Genomic DNA, 24,427 nt, shown 5'->3' on the forward strand with positions numbered 1-24,427 from the left:
ACTAAGCTCCTTCATCAACTAAGCTCCTTGAAGAGGACATTGGTGTCCAAGAGATAACGGGAAAACAGCGGAAGGCTCGCGCCGCCGATCGCCCGGGCGTGGCTTCCGACCGCGCCTTCGACGAGATCCGGAACCGTCACGCCCTGGAGGTCAAGCGTCTGCAGCGCCCGGCGCGTCGCCGCAAGGATGCGCGCCCGCACCCAAGGGGGGAAGCCCCCGTCGATGACCGCTGCCGAGAAATCGATGATCGATGCGGCGGAGACAACGGCCTGGGCGAGGGCCGCGGCCGTGTCCTGGATCCAGATATCGAGCGGTTCGCCGAAGTCGATCCAATCGTCCGCCGAGTACCAGAGCGGCTGCGGATCGATGCCGCGCTCGCGCAGCAGGTTTTCGAGCACGAAAACCGAAGCGATTTTCAGCAATTGCGTGGACTTGCCGTCCTTGCCCGAGACCGGCAGCGGGCCGACCGCGCCTGCGGTCCCCGTCCGCCCGGAAAAGAGGGCGGAGTTGAGGACGATGCCGCCGCCGATGAAGGAGCCGATATAGAAATAGACGAAATCGGGATAACTCGAGCCGACACCGAAGGCGAGCTCCGCTCCGCAGGCGCTCGTTCCGTCGTTCTGCAGGAAGACCGGGTGGCGTATCTGCGCGGCCACGGCCCCTTGAAGGTTGGCTTCACGCCAGCGGTCCATTTCTTCGCGCGGTGCGCCGACTTCCTCGGCCCAGTTCCAGAGTTCGAAGGGCGTCGCGATACCAACGCCGGCGATCCGCGCGCGCTGCTCCGGCGCGAGTTGCTGCTCGAGTTTTTCAATGCCGCCGACGATGAAGGTGACGAGATCCTCGGGTAGCGGGTAGGTGTGGATCTGATGCAGGTGCAGCCGGATATTGCCGACGAAATCCATCAAAACCAGGTCGGCGCTGCGCCGGCCGATCTTGACGCCGAAGGAGTAGACCGCATCGGGATTGAGGCGCATCGGGATCGAGGGCTGGCCGACCCGGCCGCGCACCGGGGCGCCGCGGATCAGGAGGCCGTCGCGTTCGAGCGCGCGCATGATGACCGAGACGGTTTGGGCGGAGAGGCCGGAACGTCGGGCGATGTCCGCCTTCGACAGACTGCCGTGGCGGCGGACCAGCGACATGACCAGGCGCTCGTTATAGGCGCGCACCCGGGTCTGGTTCGCTCCGCCGCTTGGGTCTATCACGTCCGGTTGCGTCGATCCCTCGCGGGAATCATCTGTCAGTGACATGCCACCGTCTCCTCCCGTTGGCACCGCCGCATGGCTCCTTGAATCAGGAACGATCCAAGGACAAAATCATGCCGCAAATTCAAAGGCCTACAGCGACGTCGCGCGTCCGGTGGAGTGCGCGGCGCTGTAGATGCTCGCTTGGCACGAGTCTGTTCTTTCCACTTCAGGTGGATCTGTCAATTTGACGGACGGTCGAGCTTCCTCCCGAGATCGTCCTTGAGTCTCAGAATGCCACAACCAAATAATAATTCAATTTGATTTATTTATTGACACCCTGAAAGTTTGGTGTTTGACTTATCTTCGGAAGCGCCGTCTGCAGGAGGAGAATGCTGCGGCGGCGATGCCTGGAAGCCGGCCCACCGGCGCTTTTCATCCTTGGGAGGGTTTTATGAAGAAAACAGTTCTTTCTGCCGCATTCGGCGCGCTCGCACTTGGCGTGGCCTCCGCTTCGCCGTCGCAGGCGGCCGATGTCTCCGCCTGCCTCATCACCAAGACCGACACCAACCCCTTCTTCGTGAAGATGAAGGAAGGTGCCGCTGCCAAGGCGCAGGAACTCGGCATGACGCTGAAATCCTATGCCGGCAAGATCGATGGTGATTCCGAAAGCCAGGTTGCGGCGATCGAAACCTGCATTGCCGATGGTGCCAAGGGCATCCTGCTGACGGCATCCGACACCAAGGGCATCGTGCCGCAGGTGCAGAAGGCACGCGAAGCCGGCTTGCTGGTCATCGCGCTCGACACCCCCCTTGAGCCGCTCGATGCCGCTGATGCCACCTTCGCGACCGACAACCTGCTTGCCGGCAAGCTGATCGGGCAATGGGCGGCCGCAACGCTCGGTGACGCCGCTAAGGATGCCAAGGTTGCCTTCCTCGACCTGACTCCGTCGCAGCCGACCGTCGACGTTCTGCGCGACCAGGGCTTCATGATCGGCTTCGGCATCGACCCGAAGGACCCGAACAAGATCGGTGACGAGGACGACGCGCGCATCGTCGGCCACGACGTCACCAACGGTAACGAAGAGGGCGGTCGCACGGCCATGGAGAACCTTCTCCAGAAGGACCCGACCATCAACGTCGTGCACACGATCAACGAACCGGCCGCCGCTGGTGCCTATGAGGCGCTGAAGGCCGTCGGCCGTGAAAAGGACGTGCTGATCGTTTCTGTCGACGGCGGTTGCCCGGGCGTCAAGAACGTCGCCGACGGCGTCATCGGCGCGACATCGCAGCAGTATCCGCTGATGATGGCCGCGCTCGGCATCGAAGCAATCAAGAAGTTCGCCGACACCGGCGAGAAGCCGAAGCCGACCGAAGGCAAGGACTTCGTCGATACCGGCGTCTCGCTGGTCACGGACAAGCCGGCCGCAGGCGTCGATTCGATCGACACCAAGGTCGGCACGGACAAGTGCTGGGGCTGATCGGGCTCCCAGTCCAGGCAGATCATGTCCAGCCAGATCATGTGACAGGGAAGGGCGGCCCCGGCCGCCCTTCGTGTAAGCGCCGCAGTCTTTGACAAGGCGCGGAAAACCTGCACAATTTTTAGTAATTGCTGAAACTCGCCGCGATCACAGGCGGGCCGCATCCGGCAGCAATGCAACCCCCTTGGGAGTGGGGTTCACGGGAGGAGTCTCCATGGCCGAACCAAATACAGCCGCACCGACATCCCAGGAATTCGAAAAGGTCCTGGTCAACAGCTCGACGGAAGTGGCGTCCTTCGACACGCACGACAAGACGCCGCTTCAGAAGCTTCAGCATTTCCTTCATTCAAGCCCGGCCGCCGTTCCGCTGATCGTGCTGGTCCTGTCGTTGATCGCCTTCGGCGCCATTCTCGGCGGCAAGTTCTTTTCTGCCTTCACGCTGACGCTTATCCTGCAGCAGGTAGCGATCGTCGGCATCGTCGGCGCTGCCCAGACGCTCGTCGTCCTGACGGCGGGTATCGATCTCTCGGTCGGCGCCATGATGGTGCTGTCATCGGTGATCATGGGACAGTTCACGTTCCGCTACGGCCTGCCACCGGCCTTGTCGGTCCTCTGCGGTCTCGGCGTCGGCGCGCTCTGCGGCTTTATCAACGGCACGCTTGTTGCGCGCATGAAGCTGCCGCCCTTCATCGTCACGCTCGGCATGTGGCAGATCGTGCTCGCCTCCAACTTCCTCTACTCCGCCAACGAGACGATCCGCGCACAGGATATCTCCGCCAACGCACCGATCCTGCAGTTCTTCGGTCAGAATTTCCGCATCGGCAACGCCGTCTTCACCTATGGCGTCGTCGCCATGGTGCTTCTCGTGACCTTGCTCTGGTATGTGCTCAACCGCACCGCCTGGGGGCGTTATGTCTACGCGGTCGGCGACGACCCGGAGGCGGCCAAGCTCGCCGGCGTCAATGTCAAGGGTATGCTCGTCACTATCTATACACTTTCGGGTCTGATCTGCGCGCTTGCCGGCTGGACCTTGATCGGCCGCATCGGCTCCGTCTCGCCGACGGCAGGCCAGTTCGCGAACATCGAATCGATTACCGCCGTGGTGATCGGCGGCATCTCGCTGTTCGGCGGCCGTGGCTCCATTCTCGGCATGATCTTCGGCGCATTGATCGTCGGCGTATTCTCGCTCGGGCTTCGCCTCATGGGCACGGACCCGCAATGGACCTATCTCCTGATCGGCTTGCTGATCATCATCGCCGTCGCAATCGACCAGTGGATCAGAAAGGTAGCAGCCTGATGGCACAGGAACCCATTCTCACCGCTCGCGGTCTCGTCAAGCGCTACGGTCGCGTGACCGCTCTCGACCACGCCGATTTCGATCTTTACCCGGGTGAAATCCTGGCCGTGATCGGCGACAACGGCGCCGGCAAATCCTCGATGATCAAGGCGATCTCCGGCGCGATCACCCCCGACGAGGGCGAGATCCAGCTCGAAGGCCAGCCCGTGAATTTCCGCTCGCCGATGGAGGCCAGGAAGGCCGGCATCGAGACGGTCTACCAGAACCTCGCCCTGTCGCCGGCGCTGTCGATCGCCGACAACATGTTCCTCGGCCGCGAGATCCGCAAACCGGGCATCATGGGCAAGTGGTTCCGCTCGCTGGACCGCGCGGCCATGGAAAAGCAGGCGCGGGCAAAGCTCTCGGAGCTCGGCCTGATGACGATCCAGAACATCAACCAGGCGGTGGAGACGCTGTCGGGTGGTCAGCGGCAGGGTGTTGCCGTCGCGCGTGCCGCGGCATTCGGTTCCAAGGTAGTGATCATGGACGAACCGACGGCGGCGCTCGGCGTCAAGGAAAGCCGCCGCGTGCTGGAACTGATCCTCGACGTTCGCCGTCGCGGCCTGCCGATCGTCTTGATCTCGCACAATATGCCGCACGTCTTCGAGGTGGCGGACCGGATCCACATCCACCGCCTCGGCCGTCGGCTCTGCGTCATCAATCCGAAGGAATACACGATGTCGGATGCGGTCGCCTTCATGACCGGTGCCAAGGCGCCGCCCGGCGAGGTGCTGGCTGCATGAATGTGCGGGCCTTGACGGACGAGATCCTGAAACGGGCGGCCGGCGCCGCCCGTTTCGTCGTTGCGATCGCCGGCCCCCCGGGTGCCGGCAAATCGACGCTCTCCGAAGCGCTCGCCAAGGCGCTCGTCGCGGCCGGAGCGAAGACGGCTGTCCTGCCGATGGACGGCTTCCACATGGACAATGCCGTGCTCGAAGAGAAGGGACTGCTTGCCCGCAAGGGCGCGCCGGAAACCTTCGACTTCCGATCGTTTCTCTCGACGGTCGTCGCCGTACGGGCCAATGACGGCGAAGTTCTGGTGCCGATCTTCGACCGGTCGCGCGAACTGGCAATTGCGTCCGCGCGGGTGGTGGCGCCGGAAACGCGCATCATCCTTGTCGAAGGCAACTATCTCATGCTCGATGAGACGCCGTGGAACAGGCTCGACGGCGCCTTCGACTTTTCGATCTTCATCGATCCTGGCCTTGAGGTGATCGAGCGGCGATTGCTGCAACGCTGGTTCGAACACGGCTATGACGACGAGACCGCCAAGGCGAAGGCGTTCGGCAACGACATTCCAAACGCCCGGCGCGTTCTCGGCAGTTACCGGCCGGCCGACCTCGTCATCCGGGATTTCTGAGAGATGGCTCGAAGCGGGATGAGGAAAAGTGTGCGCGGTTTTCCGCCCGCATCCCGCTCTCAGATTTTCGAATCGCCATTGTGTTTTGCGGCGCAATGATGATATCGAGGCGCGGTTTCACCAAATGAAGTCCCGCCCATCGAGCGCACCGGCCGGCCGCAATGCCGCTCGCGCCGATCGGACGCGAGCATCGGGAGAACGCTGACCATGCAAGAACTCGTTATCCGCCGCCCGGATGATTGGCACCTTCACCTGCGCGACGGCGGTATGCTGCGCGGCGTGATCGCGGACACGAGCCGCCAATTCGCCCGCGCCATCATCATGCCCAATCTGGTGCCGCCGGTCGTGACCACCGCAGATGCGGCCGCCTATCGCGAGCGCATCCAAGCCGCCGTTCCCGCGGAAGATCGGTTCGAGCCGCTGATGACGCTCTACCTGACCGAGGGCACCGACCCGGACGATGTCGAGGCGGGCTACAGGCGTGGCCTCGTCAAGGCGGTCAAGCTCTATCCGGCCGGGGCGACGACCAACTCCAACAGCGGCGTTCGCGACATCGAGAAGGCGATGCCGGTTCTGGAGCGAATGGCGGAGATCGGCGTGCCGCTCTGCGTTCACGGCGAGGTGACGACCGCACACGTCGACATCTTCGACCGCGAAGCGGTGTTCATCGAAACTGTGCTCGACCCGCTCCGCCGGCGGCTGCCGGAGCTTCGGATCACGATGGAACACGTAACAACCAAGGACGGCATCGACTATATCAGGTCGTCGAAGGCCAATCTCGCCGGCTCGATCACGACCCACCATCTGATCATCAACCGCAACGCCATTCTCGTCGGCGGTATCAAGCCGCACTACTACTGCCTGCCGGTCGCCAAGCGCGAAACGCACCGCCTGGCGCTGCGCGCGGCTGCAACGTCCGGTGACGTTCGCTTCTTCCTCGGCACCGATTCCGCGCCCCATGTCGATCCGCTCAAGGAATGCGCCTGCGGCTGCGCCGGCATCTACACCTCGATCAATACCATGAGCTGCCTTGCCCATGTCTTCGAGGAGGAGGGCGCGCTCGACCGCCTCGAGGCGTTTGCATCGTTGAACGGTCCCGCATGGTATGGCCTGCCAGTCAACGAAGAGACGATCACATTACGCAAGAGCGAAGAGCCTGTCCGCTATCCCGCCAAGGTCGAGACGGAAGCAGGCCCGGTCACGGTTTTCGATCCGATGTTCCCGCTCCACTGGGCGGTTGTCTGATTAACGAGTTTTGTTTGTCGCGCGACTGACGCCGAGAACCGGTTCTCGCTTTCGGGTCACGCTAGAAGGAGTGATTCATGTTTTCCAACGCGTTCACCGACAAGGCGGTGATGGCCGAACTGGTCGCGAAAATGCTCTGGGAGATCAAGGCGGTGCATTTCCGCGCCGACGAGCCCTACAAGCTCTCCTCCGGCATGGCGAGCCCCGTCTATATCGACTGCCGCAAGCTGATTTCCTATCCGCGCATCCGCTCGGCGGTGATGGATTTCGCCGCCGCGACCATCCTTCGCGAGGCCGGCTTCGAACAGTTCGACGTTGTCGCCGGCGGCGAGACGGCTGGCATTCCCTTCGCGGCCATGCTTGCCGAGCGGCTCGGCCTGCCGATGATCTATGTGCGCAAGGTCCCGAAGGGCCACGGACGCAATGCCCAGATCGAGGGCCATATGCAGGAAGGAGCGCGCGTCCTGGTGATCGAGGATCTGACGACCGCCGGCGGCTCGATGTTCAAGTTCATCGATGCGATCCGTGCGGCCGGCGGCATTGTCGACCACGGCATCGCGCTCTTCTATTACGACATCTTCCCGGAAGCGCGCGGCAACATGAAAGCGAAGGGCGTCGACCTGCACTTCATCGCCACGTGGCGCAACGTGCTGGCGGTTGCCCGCGAGCAGGCGCTGTTCGACGAGAAGACGCTGAACGAGGTCGAAGCCTTCCTCAACGCTCCGCTCGCCTGGTCCGGCCGCAACGGCGGCGTCAGCGCACTCGCAGCCCAGTGAGCTTTCCGCTGGCTTTGGCAGGAAATCTGATTTAAATCGATTGAATAATCGGAGAAATAACCGTTGAGGGAGGAATGCCGATGATCGTCTGCTGCGGGGAAGCCTTGATCGATATGCTGCCGCGCGACACGGCAGCCGGGGAGAGCGCCTTTGCCCCCTATGCCGGCGGCGCGATCTTCAATACCGCGATCGCGCTAGGGCGGCTCGGCATCCCGACCGGCTTCTTTACCGGCCTTTCCGATGACATGTTCGGCGATATCCTGCGCGCTACGCTGAAAGCCGCGAATGTCGATTTTGGCCCTTGCGCGACCCTGCCGCTGCACACGACGCTTGCCTTCGTGAAACTCGTCAACGGTCATGCGAGCTATGCCTTCTTCGACGAGAACACCGCGGGGCGAATGATCACCAGCGAGCATCTGCCGGCGCTCGGCGATTCCTGCGAAGCGCTGCATTTCGGGGCGATCAGCCTCATTCCCGAGCCATGTGGCTCGACTTATGAAACCTTGATGGTGCGCGAGCACGAGAAACGCGTGATCTCATTCGATCCGAACATCCGCCCCGGTTTCATCAAGGACCGCGAGGCGCATCTCGGCCGCATGAACCGCATGGCCGCGATGTCCGACATCATCAAGTTCTCGGACGAGGATCTCGCCTGGTTCGGCATGGAAGGGAGCCATGACGAGCTTGCCGCCGAATGGCTGAAACGCGGCCCCAAGCTGGTGCTGATCACAAAGGGCGCCGATGGCGCGGTGGGCTATACAAGAAACCACAAGGTCGAAGTCGCTGGCGAACGCGTCGCGGTTGTCGATACGGTCGGCGCCGGCGATACGTTCGATGCCGGCGTGCTGGCTTCATTGAAGCTCAACAGCCTGCTGACCAGGGGTGCGGTGGCAAATCTGAGCGAAGAGGCGGTCCGTCAGGCGCTGGCGCTCGGCGCAAAGGCAGCCGCGGTCACAGTCTCGCGTGCCGGCGCAAATCCGCCATGGCGGCATGAGCTCGGGCTTTGAGGTTGATACCTGCGACATCAGGCCATCGGCCGATATGATCGGCATTTGATCGCAGTACGGAGAAATCTGGACCGGAATCGTCGCCACCCCCTCTGCCCTGCCGGGCATCTCCCCACAAGGGGGAGATCGGCAAGCGGCAAAGTCTCGCTCCGCCAAACCCGCGGTATCCAGTGCAGAGGTATCTCCGGCCAGGAGCGTGCCCCCAGCTACAGCGCCGCGCGTCCAATCGGACGCGCAAAGGTCGCTGTAGCATATTGAATTGCTGCATGACTTTGTCCTTAAATCGATTCCGATTTAAGGAATCATGCAGTAATCTCCCCCCTGTGGGGGAGATGCCCGGCAGGGCAGAGGGGGGCGTCGCTCGCTGCTTTCGCTCAGCGCGCCGCCTTCAACAACGCCGCAACAAGGCCGGCCGTCGAAGAATCATGCCCCTCGGCGCTTTCCTTGCCTTCAACGACCGGAAGCAGCCCCGTGGCCAATTCCTTGCCAAGCTCGACGCCCCATTGGTCAAAGGAATTGATGTTGAAGAGCGCACCTTCGACGAAGACGCGATGTTCGTAAAGCGCGATCAGACGCCCAAGCGCGAAGGGATCGAGCTCATCGTAGACGATGGTGATAGACGGCCGGTTGCCGGTGAAGACGCGATGCGGCGCGATGTTGTCGGCCTTGGCGTCATCCATGCCCTTCGAGGTGAGTTGTGCCTTGGCTTCGGCAAGCGTGCGACCCTTCATCAAGGCCTCCGATTGCGCCAGGCAGTTCGCCATCAGCAGTTGGTGCTGGTGACGCAGTTGCTTTTCGTGGCCATTGGCGGCGATCATGAACTCGGCCGGGATGATGTCGGTGCCCTGGTGGATCAATTGGTAGAAGGCGTGCTGGCCGTTGGTGCCCGGTTCGCCCCAGACGACGGGACCGGTCGAGAATTCGACCGGTGTGCTGTCCATGGTGACGCCCTTGCCGTTCGATTCCATGTCGAGCTGCTGCAGATAGGCCGGGAAGCGCGCAAGGCGCTGGTCGTAGGGCAGGATCGCCCGCGACGGATAGCCGAGCACGTTGCGGTGATAGAAGCCGATCAGGCCAAGCAGCATCGGAACGTTCTGGCGCAGCGGGGCGTTGCGGAAATGTTCGTCGATGGCATGGCCGCCGTCGAGGAAGCGCCCGAAATTTTCCTTGCCGATCGCGATCATCAGGGGCAGGCCGATCGCCGACCAGATCGAATAGCGTCCGCCGACCCAGTCCCAGAAGCCGAAGACGCGCGCCTGATCGATGCCGAAGGCCGCGACCTTGTCGAGCGCGGTGGAGACCGCCGCGAAGTGGTGGCCGACTGCCGCCTCGCCGAGCTTGCCGGCGATGAAGGCGCGGGCGGTGGCCGCATTGGTCATTGTCTCGGTCGTGGTGAAGGTCTTCGAGGCGACGATGAAGAGCGCGGTTTCCGGGTCGATAAGTTTCAGCGTGTCGGCGATATGCGCACCGTCGATATTGGAAACGAAATGCAGCCGCGGGCCGTCGTGGAAGGGAGCGAGCGCCAGCGTTGCCATCACAGGGCCGAGGTCTGAACCGCCAATGCCAATGTTGATGACATCGGTGATCTTCTTGCCGGTGGCGCCCTTCAAGGCGCCCGAACGAATGTCATCGGCAAAGGCCCCCATCGCATCGAGCACAGCGTTGACATCGGGCATCACGTCCTTGCCGTCGACAAGCACGGGCCGGTTGCTCCGGTTCCTGAGCGCCGTGTGCAGCACGGCGCGGCCTTCGGTGATGTTGATGATGTCGCCACGGAACATGGCGTCCCGCTTTTCTTCCACCTTCGCAGCCTTGGCCAGGGCTTCAAGACCATCGAGAATCCGGTCATTCACCGCGCATTTCGAATAGTCGAAGAGGAGGTCGTCGAGCGCCGTGCTGAAGCGGGAAAAGCGGTTCCGGTCGGCCGCGAAGGCGGCGCGAATGTCGGTTGCATTGGTTTCGCGTGCAGTGGCTTTGAGGTTTTCGACAAGCGCTTTCATCGCAGGCTCCTTGCATCGGAAATTGGCTGCGATAGCTAGTCGGTTTGTTTGCGGTAAATCAAGGGCATGTGTGCGCTGCAGCGAAAAAAGGCGGCGCCCGAGCTTCGGCCCACACGTTTACGCCGGCCGGGAGTCTGCCCCTCACCCTAGCCCTCTCCCCGCAGGCGGGGACGCGCGGCGTACTTTTCAGGGAATTATAGAGCGAGGCGGCTGCGGCAGATCCCCTTCGCCCCGCCTGCGGGGAGAAGGTGGCCGGCAGGCCGGATGAGGGGCTTCGCGGACTTTGGAGCGAAGGGGGGGCCTAGCCGCGCAAATCCTTGCGCAGGATCTTGCCGACATTCGACTTCGGCAACTCGTTGCGGAATTCCACGTGCCTCGGCCGCTTGTAGTTGGTGAGGTTGGCGGCGCAGTGGCGCTTGACGTCCTCTTCGGTGAGGTCCGGATCCTTGCGCACGACGAAAAGCTTCACGGCCTCTCCGGAATGCGGATCGGCGACGCCGATGGCCGCGCATTCGAGGATGCCGGGGTGGGTTACCGCGACTTCCTCGATCTCGTTCGGGAAGACGTTGAAGCCGGAAACGAGAATCATGTCCTTCTTGCGGTCGACGATTTTCGTCAGCCCCTCGGAGTTCATGAAACCGATGTCGCCGGTGCGGAAAAAGCCGTCCGGCGAGATCGCCTTATCCGTCTCGTCCGGACGCTGCCAATAGCCGGCCATGACCTGCGGGCCGCGGATGCAGATTTCACCGATTTCGCCGACCGGCAGCGAATTGCCCTGCTCGTCGCGGATCTCGACCTCGGTGGAGGGAAGCGGCATGCCGATCGTGCCGGTGAAATCGCCCGTATCGAGCCGGTTGGCGGTCGCGACCGGCGAGGTCTCCGAAAGGCCGTAGCCTTCATGGATCGGGCAGCCTGTCATCGCCAGCCAACGCTCGGCCACAGGCCGCTGCACGGCCATGCCGCCGCCGAACGTCAGCACGAGCGAAGAAAAGTCGACCTTCTTGAATTCGGCGTTGTTCATCAGAGCGTTGAACAGCGTGTTGAGGCCGGGGAAGATGTTTGGCCGGTACTTGCCGAGTTCCTTGACGAAGGCGGGAATGTCGCGGGGATTGGGGATGAGGATGTTGTTGCCGCCCGTCGAAAGGCCCATCAGCGAATTCACGGTCAGCGCGAAGATATGATAGAGCGGCAGCGCGCACATGAAGGTCAGGTTTTCCGGACGTGGCTTGCGCCGGAAGGCGGTCTCCAGCCACAGCTCCATCTGAGCCATGTTGGAAAGCAGGTTGGAATGGGTGAGGGTGGCGCCCTTGGAGACGCCCGTCGTGCCGCCGGTATATTGCAGGAAGGCAACGTCCGACGGCGCCGTGTGGGGCTTCGTGAGGGTCAGTTTCGCACCCCTGGCAAGCGCGGTCCGGAAGGAGAGATGCCCCGGGAGCGACCAGGCCGGCACGAGCTTCTTGACGCGCCGCACGACGAGATTGACGACCGCACCCTTGACGCCGAGCATGTCGCCCATGCTTGCAACCACCACATGCTTGACCACCGTGCGGGCGAGGACCTGCTCGACCGTGTGGGCGAAATTCTCCAGCACGAAGATCGCCTTGGCGCCCGCATCGACAAGCTGATGCTCGAGCTCGCGCGGCGTGTAGAGCGGATTGACGTTGACCACCGTCAGCCCCGCACGCAGGATGCCGTAGACGATCACCGGGTTCTGCAGGATGTTCGGCAGCATCACGGCGACGCGATCACCCTTTTTGAGGCCGAGCGATTGCAGCCATGCGCCGATCGCGGCCGAATGGGTATTGAGGGCGGCGAAACTCAGCGACTTGCCCATGCAGGTAAACGCCGGACGCCAGGAATATTGCGCGACAGCGTGGTCGAAGAACTCGCCGATGGAGCGATAGGGCAGGGGGCCGATTTCGGCCGGCACGCCGGGCGGATAGGATTTCAGCCAGATTTTTCCCGTATTGGAACCCGCCTGCTGCGTGCTTGCTTCCGCCATGACCTCTCTCCCTGTGGTCGCCACTGACCGGCCGTGCTCACGGCGAAGAAAAATCCCTCCCGATCTTCCTCTCCGTCGAAGATGAAGCTTTTGCAGCGCCTCTTCAAGCCGTGAATCCGATTATATGACTTTGACGTAAACGTCAACAAGAGGGCGTCGTGTAATACACCGGGAGAATGCACGAGATTTTGATGCGTGCTCCAGCATAACTCCTTGCGATCGTTGGCAAACAATCTATAGTGCGCCGCAGCATAACTCTCCCCGGCATCATTGGTGTCACGCCGTTCGCGGCATTTCCACATATCGACTCTTGAGCAGCGGCTGAAGGCCGCAGCAAGGCTGTTCCATGTCCGAAGACGTCCTTCCCTCCGCCCTTCTGACACGTCGCAGCCGCGTGTCTGCCGCCGAGATTGCGCTCGCCGTCGGCGGGTTCGGCATTGGCACAGGTGAATTTGCAATCATGGGGCTGCTGCCCCAGGTCGCCGAAGACGTAGCCGTTTCGGTGCCGAAAGCCGGCGCGGTGATCAGCGCCTATGCCTTGGGTGTCGTCGTCGGCGCCCCGTTGATTGCCGTTCTCGCCGCCCGCTTTGCGCGTTTTCAAGTTCTTCTCGTCCTGATGGCGCTGTTCGCGCTCGGCAATTTTGCCAGCGCGGCAGCTCCGGATTTTTACACACTTGTCGCGGCGCGGTTCCTCGCCGGGCTGCCGCACGGCGCCTATTTCGGCGTCGCGGCGGTCGTCGCTGCCGGCCTTGCGGCACCCAACCAGCGGGCACGGGCTATCGGCCGGGTGATGATGGGGCTGACGATTGCCACGCTCTTCGGTACGCCGCTTGCTGCCTGGTTCGGCCAAGCGCTCGGTTGGAGGACCGCCTTCACCGTCGTCGGCGCCATCAGCCTGCTGACGATGGTCCTGACCTGGTTCCACGTGCCGCGGGACGAGGGCGATCCGCAGGCGACGCCGCTGCGCGAACTCGGCGCACTCGGGAAGTTGCAGGTCTGGCTGCTGCTCGGCATTTGCGCCATCGGCTGCGGCGGCATGTTCGCGGTTTTCAGCTACATCACACCGGCGCTGACGGAGGTGGCGGGCGTTTCGCTCGTTAATGTGCCGGTCATGCTGTCCGTCTTCGGCGCCGGCATGATTCTCGGCAACATCGTCGGCTCACGCCTCGCCGACTGGTCGTTGCTGCCGGCGATCGGCATTGCGATCGCCTTCAACATCTTCGCCTACGTGCTGTTCTATTTCACCACGTCGAACCCGTGGATAGCGATCGTCAACGTGCTCTTCATCGGTGGCGGCTTTGCGGTCGTGCCTGGCGTGCAGACACGGTTGATGGACGTGGCGGGCAAGGCGCAGGCGCTCGCGGCCGCCCTCAGTCACTCCGCGTTCAATCTCGCCAATGCGCTCGGCGCCTGGCTCGGCGGCGTGTCGATCGCCGCCGGTTACGGCTGGACCTCGACCGGGCTCGTCGGTGCGGTTCTCGGCCTTGCCGGCTTTGCCATCTTCTTCGCCTCGATCCTCGTCGACCGCCGCGAGCGGCGGGCAAAATGAGCCTTTGAAGAGATCTGTCGACCCGAAATTTCGCGCGACATCTTGAGTGTGCCTAAATTTCCCTGTCATGTCCCGCCGCTAACGTTCGTGGCGATCGGAAACTGAGTGTCAACACAGCGGATGGGCTGGCAAGGCCTCGGCTTTGTTGTAAGGTTTCTAAAAGACGGAGGATGACAGGTGCAATTGGGCAATCGTGAACGAGAAAACCTTCCCGCGGAGCCGAGGCTCTTCGGGCAGCCGGCCCATTCACGTTCTGCCCTCGTCCTGCCGATCTCGGCCGCTCGCTGGCTGCTCGTCCTCGTTCTGCTTGCGGGCGTCTATTTCTTCCACGGCTTTGTGGTGCCGGTGCTCGCTGCCGTCGTCATCGGCTTTGCGAGCTGGCCGATTTACAGACGGCTGCTTGACGCGGTGAACGGCAACCGCACCCTGGCAGCTACGATCGCCATCATCTCCGTGATCGCTTTCATCGTCGTGCCGATCTCGCTTGCGGCGGCCTATGCGGTCGACGAAGTGCGCGACTGGTTGGTCTGGGCGGTCGAGACCAATGCCAATGGCGCGCCGGTGCCCGCCTGGCTGACGACGATCCCGATTGCCGGTCCCTGGCTCGGTGAGCAATGGGTGAAATATATCGGCCATCCGGGGGCGCTCGGCGAACTGGTGCAGCTCGTCAGCGGCTCCAATATCGGCAATATCTATCGCGGCGTACTCGTGGTCGGCGCATCCGCCTTCCAGTCGTTCCTGACGCTGCTCTTCATGCTGATCACGCTGTTCTTCGTCTATCGCGACGGCCAGTCCTTCTCGAGGCAGCTCGACCACCTCGGCGAGCGGATCTTCCCGATGCGCTGGGAGCGGCTGTCCCGCGTCGTGCCGCTGACCATCAGCTCGACGGTGACTGGCATGGGCATCATCGCGATCGGCGAAGGCATCGTTCTCGGGGTGGCCTACTGGCTGGCCGGCGTCCCGTCGCCGGTAACCCTCGGCATCATCACCGGCATCATGGCGCTGATACCCGGCGGCGCGCCGCTTTGTTTCACGCTCGTGTCGATCTATCTCGTGGCAAGCGGTTCGCCCGTGCAGGGCGTCGCCCTCTTCGCCTGGGGCACGACCGAGCTTTTCATCGTCGACAAGACGCTGAGGCCGAAACTCGTCGGCGGACCGATCAAGCTGCCATTCCTGCCGACCTTCTTCGGGCTGATTGGCGGCGTGAAGACGATGGGCTTTCTAGGCCTGTTCGTTGGCCCTGTGCTTATGGCTTTGCTTGTCGCCATCTGGCGGGAATGGCTGCACGAGGTAACCACGCAGCCCGAGCAGCCGACCGTCAACCACATCTCGCGGGCGGATATATCCTTGAAGTGATGTGCTGGCCTACAGCGCCGTGCGTCCCTTAGGACGCACAAAGGACGCTGTAACCCTTTGATTCCGCGCATCGTGCTTTCCGAAAATCGGGTCCGATTTTCGGGCCGATGCGCTAGCCAGGCGGTCACCGGGAATCGTCGCGGCGACTGTTCGGCGTCGTCGCGCGAGGAAGCGTATTCGCTGCTGGCACGGCGAACGGCAGATTGAAGACGCAGGCAGCTCAAGCCGCGTCGCGAGCCTCGTCGAGAAGCCTGCTGACCTCTTCGTCCGATGTCTGGTCGAAGTCGATATAGTGGCGGCCGACCGTCCGGAACGTGTCCGGGGTTTGCAGACATATGACGTCGTCAGCTTCCGCTTTCAGTTGCTCGAGGGCGTCGCTCTCTGCGACCGGAATGGCAAGAATGATCTTGCCCGTTCCCGCTTTGCGCAGCGCCTTCATGGCAACCTTGACAGTACCGCCGGTCGCGACGCCGTCGTCCACGACGATCACGGTGCGCCCTTCGGTTGGCGTCGGAGATCGGGCTCCCTGATAGACTTCGCGTCGCCGCTCGATTTCGGCGAGCTGGTGCCGAGTTTCGGCCTCGACGTAAGCAGCGTTCGGATTGACGGTGCGCATTGCCTCTTCGTTGTATACGAACTGCGGGTCACTGCCGTCCACCACAGCGCCGATGCCATATTCAGGATGCCCCGGCGCGCGGATTTTGCGCACCAGAACCAGCTCGAGCGGTGCGTGCAAGGCCTTGGCTATTTCGGATGCCACGGGCACGCCGCCGCGCGGCAAGGCCAAGATCAGGGGGTCCGACTGGGCATATTTTTCCAGAACGCCTGCGAGCTGCCGTCCGGCGTCCCGTCGATCTGCAAATTTCTGCTGTGGAGATGTCATGGTCTCATATCCCTCTTTGAGTGTTGCCGAGATGGATCAAGAACCAATCTGTCGCATGCCGGATTACCTGATCCATTGTGCCGGGCTCCTCGAACAGGTGGCCCGCACCGTCGATAATGATGAGCCTCTTCTCGCAGGTCAGCGCCTCGAAGGCGCGTTGGTTCATCTCGATCACCGGTCCGTCGAGACTTCCGACGAGAAGAAGGGTTGGAGCGCGAACGCCCGGTAGCATCTGTATCGCAAGGTCAGGGCGGCCGCCGCGCGATACCACCGCGCCTACATCCGGTTCAGCGTAAGCCGCCTGTAGCGCCGCGCCGGCGCCTGTGCTTGCGCCGAAGTAGCCGACCGCCATGTGCAATATTTCGGGAACTTCGGTGACCCAACGTTTGGCCGCCACCAGCCGATCGGCGAGGAGATCGATGTCGAAGACGTTCCGGCGGTCCTGTTCCTCTTCGGGTCTCAGGAGATCGACGAGAAGTGTCGCCAATCCTGCTTCCCGCAGTGCGGCCGCAACACGATTGTTGCGAGGGCTGAAGCGCCCGCTTCCACTGCCATGGGCAAAGATCACGAGGCCGCTCGCGCCGGAAGGAACCCCGAGAAAGGCCTCGATGCCCGCTGGGTCGATTCTTACGGACTGTACATCTTCAGGTGTCGAAAAGGCCATCTGGTTGCCCTCTCAGTCGTGGCGCAGGCGTTGTCGTCGCTGGAGCTTTCGGCTTCGCCCCGGTCAGATTTCCCACCGGAAACAAGGTTCGGCGTGGTGACTGGCTGGAGCGTTCCGCCGACCTCATGTGCTCCAATCCCCGCAGGCGCCGATTGTTCCCCGCTTCACAAGACGATCGGCTGGAACCCTTTTCCCGAGCGGAGGTTTGGTGGTGGGAGCAGAGCGCCGCGGCGCCCTGGATCGAAACGCCCCCACCAAGGCAAAGGTGCAATCATGGACCCGAGGACCGAGCTAAAGCTGCACACCGGCAACAGGATGCCTGTCATGGGCGTCGGGACATGGCAGTTGACGACCGACACGGCGGATACCATCGCAACTGCCCTGAAGCTCGGCTATCGAATGATCGACACTTCCGGAGACTACGGGACGCAGCCGGGCATCGCAGACGGGATCAGCAGGAGCGGCGTCGAGCGCGCGGACCTTTACCTCGTGACGAAAGTGGAGGAAGTCGGGGACGCGTATCACGCGACGCGGAAAAATCTCGACGAACTGCAGCTCGACTATGCCGATCTCATGCTCATACACCGTCCACCGCGAACCGGTGCGGGAGAGGATCTTTGGCGAAGTCTGATCCGGGCGAAGGAGGACGGCCTTACGAAGGACATCGGCGTCAGCAATTACTCGATCGAGCTCATCGACAGGTTGATAGATGCAACCGGCGAAGTCCCGACCGTCAATCAGGTCGAGTGGAGCCCGTTCGGGCACAGCGATGATCTGCTGCGCTATGCGAGGGAAAGGCAGATCGTCATCCAGGCCTACAGTCCGCTGACGCGCACGAAACGGCTCGGTGATGCGACGCTTGCAGAGATTGCCGCGAAATACGGCAAATCGCCGGCGCAGGTGCTGATCCGATGGAACCTTGAGCGCGGCACGGTCCCCGTTCCCAAGGCCAACCAGCGGCAACATTTGGAAGAGAATATCGATGTGTTTGATTTCGATATCAGCGAGGACGACCTTGAGGCGCTCAATGGCCTGAACGAACGCTTCTCGTCGCTCGGGACGCTTCCATACGTCTGAGCATAAAGCCGCATGCGCAGCCGGGCCAAAAACCCGAGCAATTTTTGCGTCGAGAATATAGCAACACTGCCGCCTCGCGACCCGTGCAAGACCACACAATTTGCTTGAAATTAATGGTGCCGCTTACGTGACTCGAACACGTGACCCCATCATTACGAATGATGTGCTCTACCGACTGAGCTAAAGCGGCCCTCGATGATCCCGCGGAGAGCCGCGGAACGAAGTGTGAGGCGCTGATAAACGCAAAGCGGCAAGATTTCAAGCCATCAGTTTCGAGAACTTGAAAATTCCTTGGGCGGATGAACATGGCGATAGGCGCCGAACCCGAGCCGTGTTCGGGCCGCGTCGTATTCGCGTTCCAGCCGGTCGACGAGTTGCGCGACCGTGGCGATCTCGCGGATGGCGCCGATGCCCTGGCCGCAGCCCCAAATGTCCTTCCAGGCCTTCGCCCCTTCGGCGGCGCTGCCGAAATCCATCTTGGACGGGTCTGCCTCCGGCAGGCTGTCCGGGTCCATGCCGGCGGCGCTGATCGAGGGTTTGAGGTAGTTGCCGTGAATGCCGGTGAAATAGTTGGAATAGACGATGTCGGCGGCGCTGCTGTCGACGATCATCTGTTTATAGGCTTCGCTGGCGCGCGCCTCTTCGGTGGCGATGAAGGGGGAGCCGATATAGGCCATGTCCGCGCCCATCGCCTCTGCCGCGAGGATGGCGCCACCGGTGGCGATTGCGCCGGAAAGCAGAAGTGGCCCGTCGAACCACGCGCGGATCTCCTGCACAAGCGCGAAAGGCGAAAGCGTCCCGGCGTGGCCGCCGGCCCCCGCGGCAACCGCGATCAGGCCGTCCGCCCCCTTGCGGATCGCCGAGTTGGCGTGCCGATTGTTGATGACGTCGTGGAGCACGATGCCGCCGTAGGAATGGATGGCGGCATTCACTTCCGGGACCGCGCCAAGCGACGATATGACGATAGGCACCTTGTATTTGATGCAGAGCATCAGGTCCTGCTCGAGCCTCGCGTTCGACTTGTGGACAATCTGATTGACCGCGAATGGCGCCGCCGGCCGGTCGGGGTGCCTGGCATCGTGGTCGGCAAGCGTTTCGGTGATTTCCGCAAGCCACTCATCGAGCTGCGATTGCGGGCGCGCATTAAGGGCGGGAAAGGAGCCGATGACGCCGGCCTTGCATTGCGCGATTGTGAGCCGGGGATGCGAAACGATGAAGAGCGGCGCGCCGACCACCGGCAGCCTCATTGTTCCGGAAAGAATTGGCGGCAAGGACATCAGGTTTCTCCATCCCACAGTATTTTGACGTTTGCGTAAACGTCAAAATAGATAACAGCAACCAAAGGGCTTGCAAAGGAGGCTTTCCACGCATCGATTGGCACCCGCCCTCTTTTTCCCCGTGGAAGTCCCGGTGGTTTTGCGCCCGGACTTGCGAATTCCGAAAGCAACGGTTACCCAATCGTTAATAAAACCAACGGCGTGGATCGGGAAGGGCACCGTTCTCTCCTCAGAGGATGGAAATACCCGTTCGGCCGCGGCGCCGCTACAGCGCCAGTGCGTCTTGTCAGGCGCGCAAAGGGTCGCTGTAGTGCCTTGAATTGGCGGATGTTTCCTAGGATCAGTACGATCCATGGAAACATCCAGAAGGCTTCGTTGCACAGAAGGACTTGATGTGAGCGGACTCGAAACTGCGATCAGAAATGCACTGGAACGCTCGGACAGAACCAACGCGGAAATCCGTGCACGCATCTATCAGTCGGCCCGTCAGGCGCTGGAAAACGGACTGAAGAAACAGCAAATCGAAGACGCCGAGGTGATCGCGAAACAGCGCCACCGGCTCGAAGCGGTCATTCACGCGATCGAGACAGAGGAACGCGCGGCCCTGCGGGCGCGTCCCGCTGCAGCACCGGCCGTCAGCCTCGCCGGAACAGGCGAGCGGGCGGCGCCCAATCCGGCGGCTGCGGATCTTTCCGTTTCCGCCCGTCGCGAGCCGCCTGCTGGAGGACAAGGGCGCGCGGGGCAGGGCGAGAGCGACCTTGGTGCCCTGCGCGCCGATCGCGAGGATTCGTTGGCCTCGGCGCGGACAGTCGCCACGCCCCAAACTGCAACTGCGGGCGGCAAGGCCGCGTCGGCCGCGCCCGACGTCGGCGCCGCGGACAAGCGGCCGCGCAAGCGCCGGCGCGGGCGCCTGCTTTCCCTTGCCATGGTTGTGGCGACGCTTGCGGCGGCGGCAGGCGCCACCGTGTGGTGGATCCAGACGAACGAGCTGCTGAAATCGCCGGCCGATACCGGCGTCGCCAATCCGCCTGCCACGGTGGAATCGGAAGACTTCGACGGCGCGGCAGGACTTCAGAACCTCGCCGCACAGGAAGGCTTCTCGGGCGAGTGGATCGAGGTATTCAAGCCGGCGGAGGCCGCGGCGATCAAGCCGGGTGCGCGCTCCAGCGTCGAGCCATTGAACGACGACGGGGGCGAGCGCGTGCGGGTGACATCGGCAGTCGCCGGCAGGGATGGGGACCTCGTCTTCGAAATTCCCGCCGATATCCTGGCACAGCTCTCGGGCAAATCATCGACACTGGCGCTCACCGTCCAGGCCATGCCCGGCAAGACGGCTGAATTTTCCGTCGAATGCGACTTCTCCTCGCTCGGTGCCTGTGGCCGCCACCGGTTCACCGCGCATGACGAGCGGCTGGATATGCTTTTCAAGATCTCGTTTGATCAGAACAAGGCGCCAAGCGGTCCCGGCAGGCTCGTGCTCAACAGCGACGTCAGCGGGGCGGGCAACAGCCTGGACATTTTCGCGATTCGCGTGCTGCCGGGGCAGTAGCGCGGTCAGGCGCCCCGTGTCGCGAATGTGCGTGCGACGCTGTTGATGCGTTCACTTGAGCGCACGTTCGAAGCCGCGGATCATTTCAGGAAGCCCGGTCCGGAGCCGACGATCTTGTCGTCGACCTCGCCGATCGCCGCCTTGTCCTTGCCGTCATAGTCCAGGTTCTTGAGTATGTGGCGGATCAGATTGATCCGGGCACGGCGCTTGTCGTTGCCGCGGATGACCGTCCAAGGGGCATGGTCGGTGTGCGTTTCCTTCAGCATCCGATCGCGTTTTTCGGTATAGTCGTCCCACTTGTTCAGTGCCGCGATGTCCATCGGCGATAACTTCCAGATCTTCAGGGGATCATGCCGGCGATCATGGAATCGCTTCAACTGCATCTCGCGGCCGATATTGATCCAGAATTTGAAGAGATGGATGCCGTCATGGGCAATCATTTTCTCGAAGCGGGGAGCCTGCTTGAGGAAATGCTCGTACTGCTCGGGTGTGCAGAAGCCCATGACCGGTTCCACACCGGCGCGGTTGTACCAGGAGCGATCGAAGAGCACGAATTCGCCCGCCGTCGGAAAGGTCGCGACGTAGCGCTGGAAATACCATTGACCGCGCTCGGTCTCTGTCGGTTTGGTGAGCGCGACGATGCGGGCGGAACGCGGGTTCATATAGGCCATCGTCGCGTGGATGGCGCCACCCTTGCCGGCCGCGTCGCGTCCCTCGAAAAGCGCCATCACCCGCTTGCCGGTCGCCTGCATCCAGAACTGGACCTTGACGAGTTCGATCTGCAGTTTGGTCAGCGTTTCTTCGTACTCGTCCTCTTCGAGCTTCTTCTTGTAAGGGTAGTCATCGGACGAGAAGGCCTCGTCATCGATCCACTTCGGCAATTCCGGGTTGTCGATATCAAAGACGCGGGTCTTGCCGCCGATTCGCAATTCGACCGCCCGGCTGCCCGGTTTGGCCTCGGCTGCCGCTGTTTCTGCTGCCATTTGCTTTGCCTCCCGCTGATGCTCGATTTCCTCGGAAGAGGCCATAATTGCATTGCGGATTCAAGCATGTCGTGAAAATCATGTCATGAAGCAGCGCTATCTCTCTGCTTTCGCGGCATCGTGAGCAGGGGGAACGGCAATTGAGTCATGAGGATGTTGTGTTGGACGACGCAAAGGTGTTCTGGCGAACGCTGCTGCCGAAGCTGAAGGCGGAACGGTGGGTTCTCGGCCTTTCGGTCCTCATCGCCGTTCTCGCCACGCTCGCCGGTATTCATATCCTCGCCGTGCTGCCGTTCTGGATCGTGCTTGCCGCCGCACTGCTCAATCGCAGCGTGCCGTCGGTGCCGCCGGCACCAGTAAGGGTCGTTGCCGCCGAGAAGGGAAGCGACCCGCTGGTTCCGGCGCTGAACGCGCTCGATATGCCGGTGCTCGTGGTCGCCGCGGATGAGACCGTGGTGTTTCAGAACAGCGCTGCCGAGAAGGCTTTCGGCATGATCCCCCCGAACAGCGACCTTTCCGCGCGCGTCCGTTCCCCGGGCATCCTCGATATGGTGCGCGAGACAATCGCCACCGGCAAGATCAACCAGATCGAACACACCGAGAGACTGCCGTCGGATGCCGTCTATGTTGTGAGGGTCGCGCCCGCCGAGATTGGAACCGACGCTTCGAGCCGGCGTATCTTCCTGCTGACCTATCGCGACATTTCACAGGCCCGCCGGATCGACCGGATGCGCTCGGATTTCGTCGCCAATGCCAGCCACGAGTTGCGCACGCCGCTCGCCTCTCTCCGCGGTTTCATCGAAACGCTGCAGGGGCCGGCGCGCAACGATCCGAAGGCGCAGGAGAAGTTTTTCGTCATCATGCACGAGCAGGTCACCCGCATGAGCCGGCTCGTCGACGATCTTTTGTCGCTCTCCAGGCTCGAACTGAAGTCGCATCTTGCCCCGGAAGACAGGATCGATCTGGCGCCGCTGCTCGGGCACGTGCGCGACAGCCTGCTGCCGCTCGCAACCGAGCTCGACGTGGCGATTTCGCTCGACGTTCCGGATGCACCGGTCTTCGTCCGCGGAGATCGCGACGAGTTGATCGAGGTTTTCGAGAACTTGATCGAGAATGGCTGCAAATACGGCCAGGAGGGCAAGAAGGTCGAGGTGCGTCTCGTAGCCGGCGAGGGCGAGCAGGCCGAAGTGACCGTCACCGACCACGGCCCGGGCATCCCGGCCGAGCATGTACCCAGAATTACCGAACGTTTCTATCGGGTTAATGTCGAGGCGAGCCGTTCCAAGAAAGGCACCGGTCTTGGGCTTGCGATCGTCAAGCATATTCTCACGCGTCACCGCGCCCGTCTTCTTGTCCATTCGGAGGTCGGCAAGGGCACGATCTTCACGGTCCGCTTCTGACACAAAACGTCGTCGCCGCATCGCGGAATTCGGAATAAAGCAGCTTCTTCAACGACATAGGCTGTCATAAATGTTTCATCGAACTGACATAAAAGATGTGGCCATCGGCGGCTAACAAGGGGCAGCCGATCATACGGCGAAGAGAGCGCTGCAACCGAAGCGCACCAACACAAGCCCATTCCGGGAGAACATTATGAAAGCTCTTAAACTCACTGTAGCGGCCCTGGTCGCCTCGGCCGCATTCGCGGGCGCCGCAGCGGCTCGCGACCAGATCCAGGTCGCCGGCTCCTCGACCGTTCTTCCCTACGCAAAGATCGTCGCTGAAAGCTTCGGCGAAGCCTTTCCGGACTTCAAGACCCCGGTCGTCGAATCCGGCGGCTCCGGCGCCGGTCTGAAGGAATTCTGCAAGGGCGTCGGCGAAGACACGATCGACATCGCCAACTCCTCGCGCAAGATCAAGGACAGCGAAATCGAGGCCTGCAAGGCAGCCGGCGTGACCGAAATCCAGGAAGTCAAGATCGGTTATGACGGCATCGTGTTCGCGACCGACGCTGGCAACGCCGATCTCGCCCTGAAGCCGGAACACCTCTACAAGGCTCTGGCCGCTGAAGTCGTCGTCGACGGCAAGCTCGTCGCCAACCCCTACAAGAAGTGGTCGGAAATCGACGCTTCGCTTCCGGACGCCGAAATCGCCGCCTATATCCCGGGCCAGAAGCACGGCACGCGCGAAGTCTTCGAAGAGAAGATCCTCAACGAAGGCTGCAAGGAATCGGGCGCCCAGGACGTCATCAAGGCTGCCGTCAGCGATGCCAAGGAACAGCTCGCCAAGTGCGTCGCTGTTCGCAAGGACGGCATGGCTGTCGACATCGACGGCGACTACACCGAAACGCTTGCCCGTATCGCGTCCAACAAGACCGGTATCGGCGTATTCGGCCTTTCGTTCTATGAAAACAACGCCGACAAGCTGAAGGTTGCGACCGTCAACGGCGTCGTTCCCTCGACCGAAACGATCGCTTCGGGTGAGTACCCGGTTTCCCGCCCGCTGTTCTTCTACGTGAAGAAGGCGCACATGGGTGTGGTCCCGGGTCTCAAGGAATATGTCGAATTCTTCATCGACGACCAGATGATCGGCCCCGACAGCCCGCTCGCTGAGTACGGCCTCGTTTCCGCTCCGGACGCCGAGCGCGAAGAAATTCGCAAGTCCTTCGAAGCTGGCAACATGCTCTGATTATAAAGACGCACCCCGGCGCGACTCGTTGTTGCGCCGGGGTGTGTGTTCATTCGATATTGCCGGTGGCTTGG

General features: G+C 62.2%; 20 protein-coding genes and 1 tRNA gene. 13 read left to right on the plus strand and 8 right to left on the minus strand.

The window, feature by feature from the left end; translation table 11 throughout:
* Positions 1-14: 14 nt before the first annotated feature.
* Positions 15-1,247, minus strand: a complete 1,233-nt coding sequence (locus tag QA637_RS00570; RefSeq protein WP_283062913.1) for an ROK family transcriptional regulator — start codon at positions 1,245-1,247, stop codon at positions 15-17.
* Between the two features lie 388 nt (positions 1,248-1,635).
* Here QA637_RS00570 and QA637_RS00575 point away from each other — a divergent pair, with 388 nt between their 5' ends.
* The 7 genes from QA637_RS00575 to QA637_RS00605 all read left to right on the plus strand — a co-directional run bounded on the left by QA637_RS00575 (position 1,636) and on the right by QA637_RS00605 (position 8,385).
* Entirely contained in the window at positions 1,636-2,661 is a 1,026-nt protein-coding gene (locus QA637_RS00575) for a sugar ABC transporter substrate-binding protein (protein ID WP_283062915.1), read from the plus strand.
* Between the two features lie 214 nt (positions 2,662-2,875).
* Positions 2,876-3,958 carry an ABC transporter permease gene (locus QA637_RS00580; RefSeq protein ID WP_153438698.1) on the plus strand — a complete coding sequence of 361 codons (1,083 nt, stop codon included), beginning with the start codon at positions 2,876-2,878 and terminating at the stop codon, positions 3,956-3,958.
* Entirely contained in the window at positions 3,958-4,740 is a 783-nt protein-coding gene (locus QA637_RS00585; RefSeq protein WP_153438696.1) for an ATP-binding cassette domain-containing protein, read from the plus strand. Before QA637_RS00580 ends, QA637_RS00585 begins: the two co-directional genes overlap by 1 nt.
* Positions 4,737-5,357: a nucleoside triphosphate hydrolase gene (locus QA637_RS00590; protein ID WP_283062917.1), complete on the plus strand. Its 621-nt coding sequence runs from the start codon at positions 4,737-4,739 to the stop codon at positions 5,355-5,357. Before QA637_RS00585 ends, QA637_RS00590 begins: the two co-directional genes overlap by 4 nt.
* Positions 5,358-5,564: 207 nt before the next feature.
* Positions 5,565-6,602 (plus strand): dihydroorotase, encoded by a 1,038-nt coding sequence (gene pyrC, locus QA637_RS00595; RefSeq protein ID WP_283062918.1) that lies wholly within the window; start codon positions 5,565-5,567, stop codon positions 6,600-6,602.
* Positions 6,603-6,679: 77 nt separating this feature from the next.
* On the plus strand, positions 6,680-7,378 hold the full coding sequence (locus QA637_RS00600) for an orotate phosphoribosyltransferase (RefSeq protein ID WP_283062919.1): 699 nt from the start codon (positions 6,680-6,682) through the stop codon (positions 7,376-7,378).
* Between the two features lie 80 nt (positions 7,379-7,458).
* Positions 7,459-8,385, plus strand: a complete 927-nt coding sequence (locus QA637_RS00605; protein ID WP_283065007.1) for a carbohydrate kinase family protein — start codon at positions 7,459-7,461, stop codon at positions 8,383-8,385.
* 374 nt (positions 8,386-8,759) lie between these two features.
* Here the strand turns inward: QA637_RS00605 and pgi are convergent, their stop codons facing one another.
* Positions 8,760-10,385, minus strand: coding sequence for a glucose-6-phosphate isomerase (pgi, locus tag QA637_RS00610; protein WP_283062920.1), 1,626 nt, complete (start codon positions 10,383-10,385; stop codon positions 8,760-8,762).
* Between the two features lie 301 nt (positions 10,386-10,686).
* Positions 10,687-12,387: a long-chain fatty acid--CoA ligase gene (locus QA637_RS00615; protein WP_283062921.1), complete on the minus strand. Its 1,701-nt coding sequence runs from the start codon at positions 12,385-12,387 to the stop codon at positions 10,687-10,689.
* 346 nt (positions 12,388-12,733) lie between these two features.
* Between QA637_RS00615 and QA637_RS00620 the strand changes: the two genes are divergently transcribed.
* Positions 12,734-13,936 (plus strand): MFS transporter, encoded by a 1,203-nt coding sequence (locus QA637_RS00620; protein ID WP_283062922.1) that lies wholly within the window; start codon positions 12,734-12,736, stop codon positions 13,934-13,936.
* Between the two features lie 177 nt (positions 13,937-14,113).
* On the plus strand, positions 14,114-15,292 hold the full coding sequence (locus QA637_RS00625; RefSeq protein WP_283062923.1) for an AI-2E family transporter: 1,179 nt from the start codon (positions 14,114-14,116) through the stop codon (positions 15,290-15,292).
* A gap of 220 nt (positions 15,293-15,512) precedes the next feature.
* Here the strand turns inward: QA637_RS00625 and QA637_RS00630 are convergent, their stop codons facing one another.
* Together QA637_RS00630 and QA637_RS00635 are read right to left on the minus strand one after the other, a co-directional pair.
* Positions 15,513-16,175: a phosphoribosyltransferase gene (locus QA637_RS00630; RefSeq protein ID WP_283062925.1), complete on the minus strand. Its 663-nt coding sequence runs from the start codon at positions 16,173-16,175 to the stop codon at positions 15,513-15,515.
* A gap of 4 nt (positions 16,176-16,179) precedes the next feature.
* Positions 16,180-16,839 (minus strand): dienelactone hydrolase family protein, encoded by a 660-nt coding sequence (locus QA637_RS00635; protein ID WP_283062926.1) that lies wholly within the window; start codon positions 16,837-16,839, stop codon positions 16,180-16,182.
* Positions 16,840-17,112: 273 nt separating this feature from the next.
* On the opposite strand from QA637_RS00635, the gene QA637_RS00640 reads away from it, so the two are divergent.
* Complete coding sequence (locus QA637_RS00640; RefSeq protein WP_283062927.1) at positions 17,113-17,916, plus strand: aldo/keto reductase; 804 nt, start codon at positions 17,113-17,115, stop codon at positions 17,914-17,916.
* A 114-nt stretch (positions 17,917-18,030) separates the two neighbouring features.
* Here QA637_RS00640 and QA637_RS00645 read toward each other — a convergent pair.
* Positions 18,031-18,106: transfer RNA gene (locus tag QA637_RS00645), tRNA-Thr, on the minus strand.
* Positions 18,107-18,182: 76 nt separating this feature from the next.
* A complete protein-coding gene (locus QA637_RS00650) occupies positions 18,183-19,193 on the minus strand; it encodes an NAD(P)H-dependent flavin oxidoreductase (protein ID WP_283062929.1) in 1,011 nt (336 codons plus the stop codon).
* 394 nt (positions 19,194-19,587) lie between these two features.
* Here QA637_RS00650 and QA637_RS00655 point away from each other — a divergent pair, with 394 nt between their 5' ends.
* Positions 19,588-20,742 (plus strand): biotin transporter BioY, encoded by a 1,155-nt coding sequence (locus tag QA637_RS00655; RefSeq protein ID WP_283062931.1) that lies wholly within the window; start codon positions 19,588-19,590, stop codon positions 20,740-20,742.
* A gap of 80 nt (positions 20,743-20,822) precedes the next feature.
* On the opposite strand, the gene ppk2 is transcribed toward QA637_RS00655, so the two are convergent.
* Complete coding sequence (ppk2, locus tag QA637_RS00660; RefSeq protein WP_283062933.1) at positions 20,823-21,725, minus strand: polyphosphate kinase 2; 903 nt, start codon at positions 21,723-21,725, stop codon at positions 20,823-20,825.
* Between the two features lie 140 nt (positions 21,726-21,865).
* On the opposite strand from ppk2, the gene phoR reads away from it, so the two are divergent.
* Positions 21,866-23,125 carry a phosphate regulon sensor histidine kinase PhoR gene (gene phoR / locus QA637_RS00665; RefSeq protein WP_283062935.1) on the plus strand — a complete coding sequence of 420 codons (1,260 nt, stop codon included), beginning with the start codon at positions 21,866-21,868 and terminating at the stop codon, positions 23,123-23,125.
* A 193-nt stretch (positions 23,126-23,318) separates the two neighbouring features.
* Complete coding sequence (locus tag QA637_RS00670; protein WP_283062937.1) at positions 23,319-24,353, plus strand: substrate-binding domain-containing protein; 1,035 nt, start codon at positions 23,319-23,321, stop codon at positions 24,351-24,353.
* The last annotated feature ends 74 nt before the right edge of the window (positions 24,354-24,427 follow it).

Origin of the sequence: Sinorhizobium terangae (assembly GCF_029714365.1) — a bacterium.
Taxonomy (GTDB): domain Bacteria; phylum Pseudomonadota; class Alphaproteobacteria; order Rhizobiales; family Rhizobiaceae; genus Sinorhizobium; species Sinorhizobium terangae.

Coding starts and splice junctions, on each gene's coding strand:
- QA637_RS00570 (WP_283062913.1), bottom strand. CDS start 1,247: ATGTCACTGACAGATGATTCCCGCGAGGGATCGACGCAACCGGACGTG.
- QA637_RS00575 (WP_283062915.1), top strand. CDS start 1,636: ATGAAGAAAACAGTTCTTTCTGCCGCATTCGGCGCGCTCGCACTTGGC.
- QA637_RS00580 (WP_153438698.1), top strand. CDS start 2,876: ATGGCCGAACCAAATACAGCCGCACCGACATCCCAGGAATTCGAAAAG.
- QA637_RS00585 (WP_153438696.1), top strand. CDS start 3,958: ATGGCACAGGAACCCATTCTCACCGCTCGCGGTCTCGTCAAGCGCTAC.
- QA637_RS00590 (WP_283062917.1), top strand. CDS start 4,737: ATGAATGTGCGGGCCTTGACGGACGAGATCCTGAAACGGGCGGCCGGC.
- pyrC (WP_283062918.1), top strand. CDS start 5,565: ATGCAAGAACTCGTTATCCGCCGCCCGGATGATTGGCACCTTCACCTG.
- QA637_RS00600 (WP_283062919.1), top strand. CDS start 6,680: ATGTTTTCCAACGCGTTCACCGACAAGGCGGTGATGGCCGAACTGGTC.
- QA637_RS00605 (WP_283065007.1), top strand. CDS start 7,459: ATGATCGTCTGCTGCGGGGAAGCCTTGATCGATATGCTGCCGCGCGAC.
- pgi (WP_283062920.1), bottom strand. CDS start 10,385: ATGAAAGCGCTTGTCGAAAACCTCAAAGCCACTGCACGCGAAACCAAT.
- QA637_RS00615 (WP_283062921.1), bottom strand. CDS start 12,387: ATGGCGGAAGCAAGCACGCAGCAGGCGGGTTCCAATACGGGAAAAATC.
- QA637_RS00620 (WP_283062922.1), top strand. CDS start 12,734: ATGTCCGAAGACGTCCTTCCCTCCGCCCTTCTGACACGTCGCAGCCGC.
- QA637_RS00630 (WP_283062925.1), bottom strand. CDS start 16,175: ATGACATCTCCACAGCAGAAATTTGCAGATCGACGGGACGCCGGACGG.
- QA637_RS00635 (WP_283062926.1), bottom strand. CDS start 16,839: ATGGCCTTTTCGACACCTGAAGATGTACAGTCCGTAAGAATCGACCCA.
- QA637_RS00640 (WP_283062927.1), top strand. CDS start 17,113: ATGGACCCGAGGACCGAGCTAAAGCTGCACACCGGCAACAGGATGCCT.
- QA637_RS00650 (WP_283062929.1), bottom strand. CDS start 19,193: ATGTCCTTGCCGCCAATTCTTTCCGGAACAATGAGGCTGCCGGTGGTC.
- ppk2 (WP_283062933.1), bottom strand. CDS start 21,725: ATGGCAGCAGAAACAGCGGCAGCCGAGGCCAAACCGGGCAGCCGGGCG.
- QA637_RS00670 (WP_283062937.1), top strand. CDS start 23,319: ATGAAAGCTCTTAAACTCACTGTAGCGGCCCTGGTCGCCTCGGCCGCA.